The sequence below is a fragment of the Aquirufa sp. genome (assembly GCF_044239315.1).
Taxonomy (GTDB): domain Bacteria; phylum Bacteroidota; class Bacteroidia; order Cytophagales; family Spirosomataceae; genus Aquirufa.
Genome location: NZ_JBIIBQ010000004.1, coordinates 1 through 14,649, shown reverse-complemented (window position 1 = coordinate 14,649; position 14,649 = coordinate 1). Strand labels below are relative to the sequence as shown.

Sequence of the window (14,649 nt, the reverse complement as noted above, 5' to 3'; positions counted from 1 at the left end):
CGTTATGAATAGCGAGATTCTCCAAAAGCTGGCCCGCTACTGCGCCTACCAGGAACGATGCGTCCAAGAGCTAGAGCAGAAGATGAAGACTTTGGAGGTTTTATCATCAGAATTTGCGGAATATTTAGCCTGGCTCTCCGAGAATAATTACCTGAACGAAGCCCGCTTTGTCGAAATCTTCGTCCGCTCTAAATTCAATCAAAAAAGCTGGGGACGCACGAAAATCAATTATGAATTACGCAAGCGTGGAATTTCTGCTTCTTTATTAGCTGGTGCTTGGGATGGCATCGATGATGCGGATTACATCGAGAAAGCACGCACGCTTTTGAAAAAGAAAAGAGACGAGATAAAATCGGGTACATCACCTCAGCGCTACCAGAAGTGTTATAACTTCGGCCTCTCGAAAGGCTATGAATCCGCTTTAGTTCGCGAGCTACTGAAGCCCCTGTTTGCATAAAAGCAAATTTTTCCTACCTTTGAGCTATGCATTCACACGCAATCAACTATTTAACAGTTTATTATTACGCAGGTTATTACAACGCTGCCTAATCGGTTATATAGTTTTTTGTCAATTATATCAACCGACTTTATGTCGGTTTTTTGTTTTATGAGCTTTCAAATCACAGCGGCGAGCCGCTTAAACAGTGTGGAGGAATACTATTTCTCTAAGAAATTGAAGCAGATCGCGGCTTTGAAGGAATCCGGTGTACCTATTATTAATCTAGGTATCGGTTCCCCTGACCTAGCACCGTCTGATGAAACGATCACGGCTTTGACCGAGAGCGCGGCAAACCCTTCGAACCACGCCTACCAAGGTTACCAAGGTATTCCGGCTTTGCGCGAGGCATTCGCTGCTTTTTATGCTATTCATTATGGAGTAACTGTAAACCCGGCTTCGGAGATTTTACCATTGATTGGTTCCAAAGAAGGCATCATGCACATCGCCATGGCCTATTTAGAAAAAGGCGATGTAACTCTAATTCCTAATCCGGGCTACCCTACCTATTCTGCTGCTTGTTCCCTAGCAGGTGCTACGGTGGAAAACTATGAATTATCCGCTTCCAATGGCTGGTTACCTGATTTAAAGGCTTTAGAAAAGCGCGATTTAACGAAAGTCAAAATCATGTGGGTGAACTACCCGCACATGCCTACGGGAGCGCAGGCAACCAAAGAATTCTTCACAGAATTACGTGATTTCGCGCTTCGTCATTCGATTCTTTTGGTCAATGACAATCCCTATAGTTTTATATTGAACGAGCAGCCATTGAGCATGCTCTCCATTCCCGAAATGCAGGACGTGGCCATCGAATTAAATTCTCTTTCGAAGTCCCACAATATGGCGGGATGGAGAATTGGGGCGGCTTTTGGGAAGGCTGAATTCCTAGCGCCCGTGTTGAAATTCAAATCGAATATGGATTCGGGGATGTTCTTGCCGCTGCAACAAGCTGCGGTGAAAGCACTATCTGCGGATTCAGAATGGTTTGCGAATCAGAATCGCATTTACCGTTCGCGTCAAAAGCTGGTTTTCGAACTCTTAGACTTAATTAACTGCGTTTATGATCCGGCACAGTCAGGGATGTTTGTTTGGGCCAAAATCCCGGCTGAATTCGCCTCCGGCTATGTGCTTTCAGATAAAATTTTAGACGAAAATGCGGTGTTTATTACGCCGGGCGGAATCTTTGGAACGCAGGGAGACGAGTATATTCGCATCTCCCTTTGTGCCCAAGAATCCGTTTTCTCACAAGCGATAGCTCGCATCAAAAATCACAGCAATGGCATCTCATAAAGTAGGCATTATCGGTATCGGATTAATCGGTGGATCCATCGCATTAGGCTTACGTAAGTCTGGCTGGGCCTCCGAAATCGTGGGTATCGACACGAATCCTGAGCACCAGAAAAAAGCGATAGCCTTAGGACTAGTAGACCGCATCGCTACCTGGCAAGAGGCCATCGACCAAGTGGAAGTATTTATCTGCGCGATTCCGGTTGACCTTTTGGTAGCTCTGATCCCATCCGTTCTAGACGCGCTAAAACCCGGCCAAACTATTATCGAGGTAGGTTCCACTAAAAGCCCCGTTTTCGAGGCTTTGAAAAACCACCCCAAACGCGCCCAATTCGTTTCTACCCACCCGATGGCCGGAACCGAATTCTCCGGACCCGAGGCAGCCGTTCAAGGGCTTTTTGTAGGTAAGCGGGGGGTGATTTGCGACAAAGAGCTTAGCGACCCTAGCGCACTTGATTTGATTGAAGATTTATACCGCCGTGGTTTAGGGATGAACTTGATTTACATGGGTTCCATCGAGCACGATGTGCACACTGCCTACATTTCACACATCTCCCATATCTGTTCCTTCGCCCTTGCGAACACGGTTTTAGAGAAAGAAAAAGACGAATCCCGAATTTTCGAACTAGCCTCCACCGGTTTTGAATCCACTGTGCGTCTCGCGAAATCTTCCCCAGAAACCTGGAGCCAGATTTTCCACCAAAACCAAGAGAACCTGCTCGACGTGTTGGACGAATACATCAACACCCTGTTGAAATACAAAGGCTTGATGCTTTCAGGTAGCTACGAAAAGCTGAAGCAGGAATTAGGAAAGGCGAATGATATCGGACGAATCTTAAAAGGATAAAAAAAAGCCCTTGCGAATTGCAAGGGCTTTTTAATTATCTAGAGCGAATACTCAGCGGCTTCCACGTATTATTTTTAGAATCCATATCCGGGAAGGAATGATCCGGATCAACTACCACCGATTTAATCGGAAGCTTCGTCGAAGTGCGGAACGTCCAGCTAGAGCCTCGTTGCCAAATCTCCACCGGGAACGTAAAGCGTTCTTTTTCACCACTTGTTAATTCCACTTCAACCACAGCTGGCATCGCCATCTTGTCTAAGTTTTCGATCGTAATCACTGCTCCTTTGGCAGGATCTTGCTCTACATAATCCACGTCTTTCACGGATTGATCTAGTCTCCAAAGTTCATAGAACCAAGCTCTCCAGAACCAACCTAAATCCTCACCAGCTCCGTCTTCCATCGCGCGGAAGAAGTCCATCGGTGTAGGGTGTTTGAAAGCCCATTTATTAATGTAATTCTTCAAAGCATAATCAAAACGATCCGCGCCTAAAATATGCTCGCGCAAGATACGTAAGCCAAAACCGGGCTTATTATACGCCTCCCAGCCTAAATTACGTGTTTGGATCACATCTGGAATCGACATAATCGGATCTGCCGTTTCGCGGAACATCGACTTCGCAATCGCGTGCATATCAAATTTACGGTTCTTGTATTCTCCTTTGTTAAATGCATCTGTCGAATAGAAGTTAATGAAGGTATTAAATCCTTCATCCATCCAGGCAAACTTCCGCTCATTCGAACCAACAATCATTGGGAACCAGTTATGGCCAAATTCGTGGTCCGTCACGCCCCATAAAGAAGCTGTCTTATCTCTGTAACCACAGAAAATAATTCCTGGGTATTCCATTCCTGAAACGATACCCGCTACATTCGTAGCTACTGGGTAGGTGTATTCATATAACCAATTTGAATAATGCTCAATGGATGCTTTCACATATTCCGTCGAACGTGCCCAGGCATCTTTACCATCTGATTCTACTGGATAAACAGAAACTGCCATCGATTTCTTGCCACTAGGCAAATTGATACGGCAAGCGTCCAAGATAAACGCTTTTGATGAAGCAAATGCCACGTCACGGGCATTAGCGCACTTAAACTTCCAAGTCAAACGGTCTTTCGCAGGACGAGAAGCCGGGTCTGTAATTTCCGCTGCGGAACGAATCACCACCGTCGTTTCAGAGTTTGCAGCCGCAGCCCATTTCTTCACCTGATCAGCCGTGTACACTTCGGTAGGATTCAATAATTCACCAGAACCCACCACAATGTGTGAAGCCGGTGCATTAATCGAATACTCAAAATTTCCATACTCTAAATAGAATTCACCAGCCCCTAAATAAGGCAGCACATTCCATCCTTCGATATCATCATAGACACAAACGCGTGGGAACCACTGCGCAACCGTATAGATCGCGCCATTTTTTGTTTGCTGAATTCCCATTCTATCCGAAGCGTTCTCCGGAGAGGTGAAGGAATAAGCGATTTTAATTTTCGCTGTTCCTACTTTTTCTGCCAAAGGTGCCGCTAAACGAATCTGCATTCTCGTGTCTTCCACAATGAAGTTAGCTGGCTTACCATCGATCGTTACGCTTTCGATTTTGTAACCACCTTCGAAAGCTAAATTACCAAAACGTCCACCTGAGATTGGTGTCGTCTTGCCTCCGCGAGATTGCGTATTGAAGCTATTTTGATCTAATTGCAACCACAAGAAAGGCAATTTATCCGGAGAATTATTCTTGTAGGTAATCTCCACATCCCCTGTGATTTTGTTCGCCACATCATCAAGCGAAACGGCAATCTTATAGTCTGCCGAATTCTGCCAATAACCTGGTCCTGGAACACCCGCCGCTGAACGCGCTGAGGAAACAGGTCCGTAGTTCCATAAGGGATGAAATAATTCGTACGCAGAATACTTGCTTTGTGCGTTCGCTGCTGTCGAAATCAAGGCCAATAGGCCCATGAATACCAGTTTTTTAAACATATTTTCTTATTTGTTGTCAAAAATAGTCAAAACTTCCTCATCCATCAAACGAGTAGACAAACCTAAAGCCTTAGGTACTTCGTAGTGGTAGAAGAACTTCATCGTGTGAATCTTGTCCTTGTAGAAAGCTTCGTCCTCCGCGCTTAAACCACCTTTCGCTAAGGCAGCAGCCGCTACGTGACCTTGCTTTAACCATTGCCAAGCTACGGTGATGAGACCGAAAAGCTCCATATATAGCGTTGAATCCGCTAAGAATATGTCGATTTCACCTTTCATCGCAAAGCCTAATTTATGCATCGTCACTTTCGTCAGATTCTCTAATTCCTTCTCTAAAATACCCGCATACTTTGCGATACTCTCGTGGCCTTTTGCTACAGCAATATCAGCGTAAACTAATTTACCCAAGGTCTGTAAAGCAGCTCCATTATTAGCTGGAATACCGCGACCTAATAAAGTCAAACCATGAATACCGGTCGTTCCTTCATAGATGGACATAATCCGCACGTCGCGCGCCATTTGCTCTAATGGGAAATCTTCTGTGTATCCATAACCGCCTAATACTTGCAAGCCTTGATTTACAGCTAGCGTTCCCATCTCTGCTGGATACGTTTTCGCTACCGTTGTCATCAAATCAAGCATCATTTGGGCTTCTTTTTTCTCTTCGCCCTCTAAGCTCTTCGCTAAGTCATCCCACATAAAGCACTGGAACAATAGACCCATGGAACCTTCTACGATGGCTTTTTGGAAATACAACATACGTTGTACGTCTGGGTGATTTTTAATTAAGGTAGGTGGCGTGTTCGGATCTTTGTTTGTTAATAAACGACCTTGGGCACGCTCGTTTGCATATTGCTTAGAAGCATGGTAAGCAGCTGAAGCGATGTAAGCTCCACCCATACCCACACCTAAGCGCGCTTCGTTCATCATTTGGAACATATAAGACAAACCTTTGTTCGGTTCGCCCACTAGGTAACCAATCGAGTTTCCTTTATCCCCAAAAGAAAGGTGAAGGGCTGGCGTGGCTTTTTGGCCCATCTTATGATAAACGCCTAAAGAGATTACTTCGTTATTCACTAAAGTGCCATTTTCGATACGCTTCTTAGGAACTACGAAAAGGGAAATCCCTTTCGTTCCCGCAGGAGCTCCTTCTAAACGAGCTAAAACTAAGTGAATGATATTTTCTGAGAAGTGATTATCCCCTCCTGAAATAAATATTTTTTGTCCTTTAATCGCATAGGTTCCGTCTCCTAAATCCTTCGCAGAGGTAGAGGCATCATTCAAGGAACTTCCTGCTTGAGGCTCTGTTAAACACATCGTGCCTGTCCACTTGCCGGAAAGCATATTAGGAACATAGGTGTCAGCTAATTCTTTTGAACCAAATGAAGCAATCAAATGTGCCGCCCCATGAGATAAACCCGTAAACATCACGGCTGAATTATGTGCTGCACCGCGAATAAACTCGTGGGCGCCACCGATCATCGAAGGTACTTGCTGACCTCCGTGTTCTAAATCAAACGTACAACCGATCATTCCAGACTCACCCATCTCCTTAATGTAGGGCTCAATACCTGGATGAACTTGAACCGTACCATCCACTAATTCAGCCGCTTTGCGATCTGAATCCACGTAGATAGGACGTAAGTATTTCTCAGCAATGGCTTCTGCTGAGTCTAATACCATAGTAAACATGTCTGGGGTATAATCTGCGTAACGAGGATAATTACACAGTGAAGCTGTATCAAAAACTTCGTTTAAAATAAAGTCAAGGTTGCGACGGTCGTATTCTTTTGCCATTGTTATAACGTTTAAGTTGGAACAAATTTGCAGAGAAAAAATTTATTATGCAAGCATACTAGTTTTATAAAGGAGGCAAAGAATATCCCAGGTTATATTTGATGAAAGCGGCGTCTTTGCAATTCCAAAGTGGGATGTCTTTTCGACGGATATTATTGAAATCTACATAAAACAATAATTTCTGATACGCCTCTACAGGAATACCATTAAAGCGATCTACATTTAGCCGCTTTTGCGTTAAGCCACCCACCATAAAAAAGCCCAAAACCTCTTGTGATGGATCGCTGGTGCATTTTAAATTACCTATGATTTGAGCAGGAACTTTATCAAAAATGCCCCCACTCAACTTGCGTTGATCTTCTAAGCGCTTCCAATAGGTATAAGCCTCTTTAGAAACAGAATAGGCATCTAATTGCACGACCCATTCTGTAAAATCCTCGTAAGGTAATTGCCCTAAATCGAGGGATAAATCCTTTCCATTTCGCAAAAAATCATCAACTAAATAAGGCTGGGTATTTTGCGGTGCTTGCCAACATAAACAATTGCAAGCAGGTACTGGTGCTGGAGGTGGGGGCGGAGTAGGACAGGTCAATAAGAATTGTCTAAAATCTTGACGCTTGATGAAGTAATAATTCTCCACATCCTTTGTGTCTTTTATACTCGCCTTCAAGGGGAACCGCATATTTTCTACTTTAGCCGCGTCCTTAAAAGTGTAGGAGAATTCAGCTAGTTCGGGGGCTGGATTTATAGTTGAATAGGCCGATTCGATGATCTTGCCATCCTGGAGGCGTATGCGTAATTTGTATTTTTGGCCTACGACACCTTTAAAGCCCGCAGGACTCAAATAATAGCCTTCGCTTTTCTCATAATAAGCTGTTTCTTTCCCATTTCCATCGATGATTCGCACATTGGCATTCGTGATGGGCTGACCAGAAAACTGAGTGATATCATAGGGAGAATAACCACTAACGTAATTCAGACGCACATTATAAGGCCCGTCAATAGTCGAAATTTCACCATAGACGACGATGGCTGAACTCAGGTTTTGGGTTTCAAAATCCTCGATCTCCGTTTCACAAGAACTCAAAAGAAACAAGGCACAAAAAAGGATAAGTAGGTGTCTCATTAGAATTTGAAGTTATAGGTGATCGATGGTATCGCAGCGCCTAAAACAGAAAGTTGATAGGTTTTTGCTTGGTTGATTTCGCCGGTGGAAGAGCGGAAATAAACGGAATAAGCGTTTTGGCGACTTAATAAATTATAAATCGAGAAGTTCCAGCTTCCCTGCCAGCGTTTCCCTGGCTTAGGATCTATGGTTATTCCCACATCTAATCGAATGTAATCTGGAATGCGTTCTGCATTTCGTAAGGTGAAAGAGGCGGTGGAATAACCATCGAGTAATTCATTGACATCTTTTGGCTGTAAAAAAGTATAGGTCGTCCCATTGTAGGTATATGAGGATTTGTCCAAACCTGGTCTAGGAAAAATCCCAGTCGCTTTGGCATAATCATAGAGATCGTTAAAGGAGTAAATCTTGTAACGTCCGTTCGGGTAGGTAATCGGGCGACCCGTGGTGTAGGTAAAGTTTGCGTTAAAGGAAATGCGGTTTGTCCAGCGATTATTTAACACAAATTTAAACGTATGTGGCGTATCAAAATTCGCTGGAAATTGAATCCCAAAATTCGCTTCTTTCTGATTCTCGTTTGCTTGAATCGTTCTAAATGTGCGAGAATAAGTATAAGATACCCAACCGGTCAAGCGCTTTCCTCGCGCTTTTTTCAGAAAGAATTCCGCTCCATAGGCCATGCCTTTCCCCACTAGTAATTGGGTTTCGACCGTCGGATTCAAATACAATTGTGCCCCATCCACATAATCTACCACATTAGTTAAATTCTTATAATACATCTCGACAGAGGTCTCGAAAACGGCATTAGAGGCATTCGTGAAGTTTTTAAAGAAACCAATGGAATATTGATCAGCGATTTGGGGTGGAATTTGTTGATTCGAATTTTTCCAAATATCCGAAGGGGAAACAGCCATCGTATTCGATAATAAATGGCGGAATTGCTGCATTCGGTTGAAGCCGATTTTAATCGAGAAACTCGTATCTAATTTAATGGCAAAAGATAAACGAGGCTCAAAACCTCCGTAGCTTGCCACCACCTCATTCGAGCCTGCTCGTAAGGTATCCGTGATCGTATTGATTTCCCGCGGCGTCCCTAATTTATACTGGTAAAATTCGCCCGGACCTAGCAACTGATAGTAAGCGTAACGCAAACCATAATCGAAACTTAACCTTTTACCCAGTGGCAAACTGTGCCCTACGTAAGCTGCCATTTCCCGAGTGTACTCCGTCGACATCGCAAACTTATCAACGGTAGAACTGGCAGAATTAGGAAGAAAACTACCAGCATCATTACTGAAGTTTGAAATTTCAGCTCCCAGATCTAAGCGTCCCGCATTACCGAGGTCTTTACTTAGTTCTTCTTTAACAGATGTTTGGATGATAGAGGGTTTCCAAAGAAATTCCAAGTCCTGTTTTTGGCCTTCAATACCATAGGTATAATCGCTGTAAAAAGCAGTAAAATTATGGGATATATTCCCCCTCAACAACGCATTGTGTTTAAAGCTGATCACCTTCGTATTCCAGGAATACAAGGTATCCTGGGCAAATTTGAATCCGTCATTACTCGCATATCCAGACAAGGAAATACGCTGATTCTTCCCAAAACGATGTGTCAGCTTAAAGTTGACATCGTAAAAATTTGCCCGACTCTTCGCTAAATTAGGGTCTGGGAAATACTGCATATAGAAATCCGAAATCGAACCTCGTGCACCTACAATCAAGGAGGTCTTACCTTTCACAAGGGGGCCATCCACTAAAATATGGGATGAAATAGGGCCCACACCGCCCTGCAATGACCATTTTTCGAAATCCCCTTCCTTCACTCGCACATCCAAAACCGATGAGGCGCGACCTCCATACATCGAAGGTATGCCTCCCTTGTACAAACTTAAATCCTGCACCATATCGGCATTAAATCCCGTAAAAAATCCAAACAAGTGAGACGTATTAAACAAGGGGACTCCATCCAAAAGAACTAAATTTTGATCGACATTTCCACCTCGCACATTGAATCCAGAGGCACCTTCTCCCACCGTCGACACGCCAGGAAGCAATAAGATACTGCGAATCACATCGGCCTCTCCCATTAGCGTGGGCAATTTTTTCAAGGTCTTCGAAGACATTTTCTCCACGCCCATCATTGTCCGGTTCACATTCGCATCTGCCTTCTCTGCCGTAATGACTACCTCGCCTAATAACTGCTCAGAGCGCTCTAATTCGATGGTAGTTTGGGTGTTTTTAGATAAATCTAACCGAAAAGTCTTGTATTTATACCCTAGACTTCTGGCGATTACTTGGTAGGAACGTGCCGCGATAGTCACTGTAAATTGACCTAAAGAATCGGTCGTTCCACCCTCGGAAGAACCAGAGAAAAAGACAGAGGCTCCCACGATAGGTGCCTTATTTTCCGTATCTACAATCGTTCCAGAGAAAATCACATAGCCTTTGCGTTGCGCGTGCAAAAGTGGGCCACATAGTAGAAGTAAAATCAATACGCGTAGGCCTAATTTCATTTAGTTTTATTTCGTAAGATGAGCAGTCCTTTTGCCTGCTTCCATTGAGGATCGAATCCTCCTTGTGGGAATTTAGCCACCGCATGAGATCCCAGCGCCACATCTAAATCCCCGTCCCCATCTAGATCCGCTATATCCATCACGGACCAGCGACCTAAATGTTCAATCGGTAAAGTCATTGGAACAAAAGTCCCTTTTTTATTTTCAAAATACATAGCCCCCTCGCCGGGTCTACCCGCCACGTCGGGGAACAAAGCTATTGAAATTAGATCCGGATCGCCATCGCCATCGAAGTCGGCTGGCATCACTTTGGTGGCCCCATTTTGAGAGAAGAATGCTTTCTGTTTGAATTTCAATCCCCCCGTATTTTCGAAAACATATACCCCATGGTAGGGCTTCAAGACAGTCGTAAAATCGGCATTATCTCCAGCGGAGTATACGATATCGAAGTCTTTGTCTCCATCAATATCCGCTATATCAAAGGACGAGGACCCATATATGGAAGGAAAACGCAACAGCTGCTTTTCTTTAAATTTCAATCCTCCCTCATTCTCAAAGAGCAAAATACGTTCGTCCCCTTGCGCAAAAAGCGCCAAGATATCCGGTTTCCCGTCCCCCGTAAAATCACGTACGATAGCCTTAGTCGCACCCGTTTGAGGATTCAAAAGGTGTTTTTTATACACCCCTTTTTCGAGCTTCCAAATGGCCATTCCCCCTTCCTTAAATCCAAACTCGGAACTAATCAATTCATCACCCGCTTCGCCATCTACATTCGCAGAAACCAAAGCAATAGGTCGATTTAAGCCTTGAATCAACTTTTTCCCCGAAGCGGCATTGCTCACAAAACCATTCACGTCCGGATTTGCTTGAGTCGTTGTCCCGATGAAGGTATATAATGTCTCTGAACCTGAAGCAGTAATAGCTGTCAAGGCATCCTGATTCGTCTTTGTATCCAGTAATTTGCCACCTAAATCCCATTTCCAAATCACCCGATTAGATTGGTCGCCCGCAATGATTTGATTGCGACGTGTATCAATTCGAACAGCCGTCATGTTCGGCAAAGTGGTCCCCGGCAAGGTGGCAACGACAGGTTCTGCCTCAAAAATCGTTTGGGTTTTTAAAGGAATGTAAGCCGGCATCTCCAAGGTCTTAGGTGCCTCCTCCAGATAATAAGCCTTGATTTTCTCCCAATCCTCATCCGGAATCAGCTGCGATCCTGGTCCTAGAATCGTATAATCGGAAAGCGGTTTCTCCAGCATACCGATCTCCTTGTCCACCCCCATCATGATTCCCATGTAAGGAAGGGTGCTGTATTGCCACACATTTTTAGGCAACATAGCTGGATCTGGAAGCAGATGGCAAGAGGAACAATAGGTTTTTGCTAACTCTTTCCCTTCCGCCGCTTTGTTCGAGCAACTTGGAAACTCATAAGAGAATACCGTGAAAAGGGCAAGAGCCAGCAGTGTCCGCATGCTATAATTTCTTAAATACCTGCAGTTTATCGTTATTTCGAGCCACTAGGTACAAAATTCCAGCTGTAGTTTTCACCTGCTTTATATCGCGAATATCACCCTCTAACATCAATCCAGTATCCGTTGGAATTAACGGATTAAATCCACCTTTGCCATTTCCTTTCAGGATGAGGCCAAAAAACGCATCATAACGGGCCTGGTACATCGAAGCACCGTTAAAGTTTCCTCCTACGATAACATCTAAGTTCCCGTCCTTGTCCACATCTTCCGTACGTAATACCATGATTTTAGATACTTGTGCCAGGGCAGGAAGTGCGACCATTTTAAAGGTTTTGTTTCCTTGGTTTTCTAGGTAAACTGACTCGAACATATTGACACGTTTCTCGTCTGCCCCCTCTAATTCCTTATCTCCAAAAATTTCTTCCACCGTCTTACCCGCGAACATATGGTAAGCCGTATACTTCTTATTGATGACACTTGGAATCTGTTTTCCCATCTCATCCTTACTGTTGATAGGGAACCAATCCTTGCCGCGACTATAAGCAATGATATGCTCTTTCGTATCGTTTTTATCGAAGTCCTTGATCTGCATACGCAATTGACCACCAAGTTCTTTGCGCAGTTTCGTGTTCGTCCCTAGATTTCCAACGATGAAATCCATATCTCCATCTTTGTCAAAATCCGCCGCCGTAATTCCGGACCAGAAACCAGTCTTCTCCTCTAAACCATTCTCAATAAGCTTGAATTTACCCTTATTATTTTCAAAGGTTTTGATCGGCATCCAATCTCCCACGACGGTTAAATCCGCATCTCCATCTTGATCAATATCGGTCCAAATCGCCTCTGTCAACATCCCTGCCTCCCGCAATTCTGGAGCTAAAGCGACCGTCATATCTTTAAAGTGTCCTTTACCATCATTTACTAATAGGTAGGAACGAGGCGTTGCGCCATAGGAATACCCAACTACACGACCACCTACGAATAGATCGGCATCTCCATCGCGATCGATATCACATGGACGAACTACCGATTTGTTATCGTACATGGGAGGTAAAGCATTCAATGCTCTGGTGAAATTACCTTTCCCATCATTTGTATACAGGCGATCAAATTGCTCTTGCATTTGGTCATAAAATTCATTTCCACCAGTCACCACATACAGGTCTAAGTCTTTATCTCCATCTGCATCGAAGAACAAGGCATCCACGTCTTCATACAAGGAATCTGCTTTGAAGACCGGCTGATTGGATACCACAAATCCAGCGCCCTTCTGCAGCAATAATTGCCCTGCCTGGTATTTCGCTCCGCTTAAATAAACATCTTCTAATCCATCGCCGTTCACATCCCCTACCGCGATTTTAGGCCCTTCGATAGATACTTTGAACGGAATTAAGAGCTCCCGATTGAAGTCGAAATAAACATTCTCCTGGTGCAGATATGGCAAGCTCACGCCCGCAGTCACCTCCTCAAAAAGAGGCTTCACAGGTGCTGAGAATTGATAATCCTTCACATTCACGTTTGCATTTTTCTGCTCCATCGTGAGTGTGGTATTGATCTTCGGGTTTTTCACGATCTGCATCTTCTCATTTTCCCAAATCACCAGCATCTCATCCACCTGCTGTAAATCACCAATTCCAAATAACAAAGTAGGCTCCACCGAGCTCATAAAGCCACGTGTAGGCATCATCTGCTGCAATTGCTGACCATCCTTTGTTTTCAAGATGACTTTAGCACCTACACCAAACGTATTGCCTCCATCTCCTTTGAATTTGATTTTAACGAAGTTGTGCTTTAATAATTGACGGCTGTTGTTTTGGTAGACACCCGCCTTCTCGTTTAAGTTATTCGTCACTAAGTCTAAGTCCCCGTCGTTATCTAAATCGGCATAGGTAGATCCGTTCGAAACACCTTTGTCCTCAAAGCCCCAGTTCAACGATTTGTCGACGAAACGTAAATCCTTAGCTCCTTTGAAAATATAATTATGAACACGTCCATCCGGCATCAAATCAATCGCCTCTTGGTCTAATTTCTCTGAGGTAGGCAAGCCATAATGCAGTGAATCACCGATCACGAATTTCAAATAATCCAAGTCGTTAGGACGACGTAAAATACCATTCGAAACGAAGATGTCTTTAATTCCATCCCCATCATAATCATTCATCAAGGTGCTCCAGCTCCAGTCCGTCGCGGCAACCCCTGAAGAGGCAGCGATGTCGGAGAATTTTTGGCCTCCCATATTCAACTGAAGGCAGTTTCTCGAGTATTGATTGAAATAACCGAACTGTAATTTGTACATATAGATGTCCAAAGGATCCTCTCCCACCGACGATTTCTCCACTTTTTCGTCATCCGGATACATATCCAAAGTCATCACATCTTGGAATCCATCGTTATTGATATCGGCCACATCTGAGCCCATTGAGAAACGACTTAAGTGCTTGAAGTGATCTCGAATGCCCTCTTTGTAGGTGCCGTCTTTTTGATTGATGTAATAATAATCATCCTCGTGAAAGTCATTGCTCACGTAGATATCTAACCAGCCATCATTATTAATGTCTGCCACCGAAATGCCTAGACCGTAGCCCATGGCCGCTTGGTAGATGCCTGACTCTTTGGAGATATCAACAAATTTTCCATTGTCATTGCGGTATAAATAATCACCCGCCTCGTTATCCTTTAATGAACGTGTATTTACGCGGTCATAAGAACGCGTGTTGTGTACGGCGTGATTCAATAAATAGCAATCTAAATCACCGTCTTTATCGTAATCGAAGAAGGCCGCTTGCGTGGAGAAACCTGTAAAGTCTAACCCATATTCATTCGACTTCTCGGTGAATGTATTATCACCGTTGTTGATATATAATTCGTTCGATCCCTCTAAACCTTTGTAGTTTCCTACCGCACATACATAGATATCTAAGTAACCATCTGCGTTTACGTCGGCCATTGTTACACCGGTTTTCCAGTCGGAGAAGCCTTCGACCCCCGCTTTTTCGGAGATATCTTCAAATTGCATCTCCCCTTTGTTCAAATACAATTTGTTCTTTCCTTGATTGGATACAAAAAATAAATCTACTAAACCATCATTGTTGATGTCTCCCGCAGAAACCCCACCACCGTTATAGAAATAGAGGTA

9 protein-coding genes are annotated in these 14,649 nt (G+C 43.9%); 3 read left to right on the top strand and 6 right to left on the bottom strand.

Features of this window, described 5'->3' with window-relative positions:
• Positions 1–4: 4 nt before the first annotated feature.
• The 3 genes from ACILP5_RS02005 (at position 5) to ACILP5_RS01995 (ending at position 2,630) form a co-directional block, all read left to right on the top strand.
• A complete protein-coding gene (locus ACILP5_RS02005; RefSeq protein WP_395616979.1) occupies positions 5–457 on the top strand; it encodes a regulatory protein RecX in 453 nt (150 codons plus the stop codon).
• 150 nt (positions 458–607) lie between these two features.
• On the top strand, positions 608–1,786 hold the full coding sequence (locus ACILP5_RS02000; RefSeq protein WP_395616978.1) for a pyridoxal phosphate-dependent aminotransferase: 1,179 nt from the start codon (positions 608–610) through the stop codon (positions 1,784–1,786).
• Positions 1,773–2,630, top strand: coding sequence for a prephenate dehydrogenase (locus tag ACILP5_RS01995; RefSeq protein ID WP_395616977.1), 858 nt, complete (start codon positions 1,773–1,775; stop codon positions 2,628–2,630). The genes ACILP5_RS02000 and ACILP5_RS01995 overlap by 14 nt, the downstream gene beginning before the upstream one ends.
• Positions 2,631–2,664: 34 nt before the next feature.
• On the opposite strand, the gene ACILP5_RS01990 is transcribed toward ACILP5_RS01995, so the two are convergent.
• The 6 genes from ACILP5_RS01990 to ACILP5_RS01965 form a co-directional block, all read right to left on the bottom strand.
• Entirely contained in the window at positions 2,665–4,608 is a 1,944-nt protein-coding gene (locus ACILP5_RS01990; RefSeq protein WP_395616976.1) for a M1 family metallopeptidase, read from the bottom strand.
• Between the two features lie 6 nt (positions 4,609–4,614).
• Complete coding sequence (locus ACILP5_RS01985) at positions 4,615–6,402, bottom strand: acyl-CoA dehydrogenase (protein WP_395616975.1); 1,788 nt, start codon at positions 6,400–6,402, stop codon at positions 4,615–4,617.
• A gap of 64 nt (positions 6,403–6,466) precedes the next feature.
• Positions 6,467–7,528, bottom strand: a complete 1,062-nt coding sequence (locus tag ACILP5_RS01980) for a DUF4249 domain-containing protein (RefSeq protein WP_395616974.1) — start codon at positions 7,526–7,528, stop codon at positions 6,467–6,469.
• Positions 7,528–10,041 carry a carboxypeptidase-like regulatory domain-containing protein gene (locus ACILP5_RS01975; protein WP_395616973.1) on the bottom strand — a complete coding sequence of 838 codons (2,514 nt, stop codon included), beginning with the start codon at positions 10,039–10,041 and terminating at the stop codon, positions 7,528–7,530. Before ACILP5_RS01975 ends, ACILP5_RS01980 begins: the two co-directional genes overlap by 1 nt.
• Positions 10,038–11,513 carry an FG-GAP repeat domain-containing protein gene (locus ACILP5_RS01970; RefSeq protein ID WP_395616972.1) on the bottom strand — a complete coding sequence of 492 codons (1,476 nt, stop codon included), beginning with the start codon at positions 11,511–11,513 and terminating at the stop codon, positions 10,038–10,040. The genes ACILP5_RS01975 and ACILP5_RS01970 overlap by 4 nt, the downstream gene beginning before the upstream one ends.
• A gap of 1 nt (position 11,514) precedes the next feature.
• Positions 11,515–14,649 (bottom strand): VCBS repeat-containing protein (locus tag ACILP5_RS01965; protein WP_395616971.1); only part of this gene is annotated, 3,135 nt, incomplete at its 5' end.

Excerpts from the sequence above, each read along its gene's own strand:
- ACILP5_RS01970 (WP_395616972.1), bottom strand. The coding sequence starts at position 11,513 with ATGCGGACACTGCTGGCTCTTGCCCTTTTCACGGTATTCTCTTATGAG.
- ACILP5_RS01990 (WP_395616976.1), bottom strand. The coding sequence starts at position 4,608 with ATGTTTAAAAAACTGGTATTCATGGGCCTATTGGCCTTGATTTCGACA.
- ACILP5_RS01980 (WP_395616974.1), bottom strand. The coding sequence starts at position 7,528 with ATGAGACACCTACTTATCCTTTTTTGTGCCTTGTTTCTTTTGAGTTCT.
- ACILP5_RS02005 (WP_395616979.1), top strand. The coding sequence starts at position 5 with ATGAATAGCGAGATTCTCCAAAAGCTGGCCCGCTACTGCGCCTACCAG.
- ACILP5_RS01975 (WP_395616973.1), bottom strand. The coding sequence starts at position 10,041 with ATGAAATTAGGCCTACGCGTATTGATTTTACTTCTACTATGTGGCCCA.
- ACILP5_RS02000 (WP_395616978.1), top strand. The coding sequence starts at position 608 with ATGAGCTTTCAAATCACAGCGGCGAGCCGCTTAAACAGTGTGGAGGAA.
- ACILP5_RS01995 (WP_395616977.1), top strand. The coding sequence starts at position 1,773 with ATGGCATCTCATAAAGTAGGCATTATCGGTATCGGATTAATCGGTGGA.
- ACILP5_RS01985 (WP_395616975.1), bottom strand. The coding sequence starts at position 6,402 with ATGGCAAAAGAATACGACCGTCGCAACCTTGACTTTATTTTAAACGAA.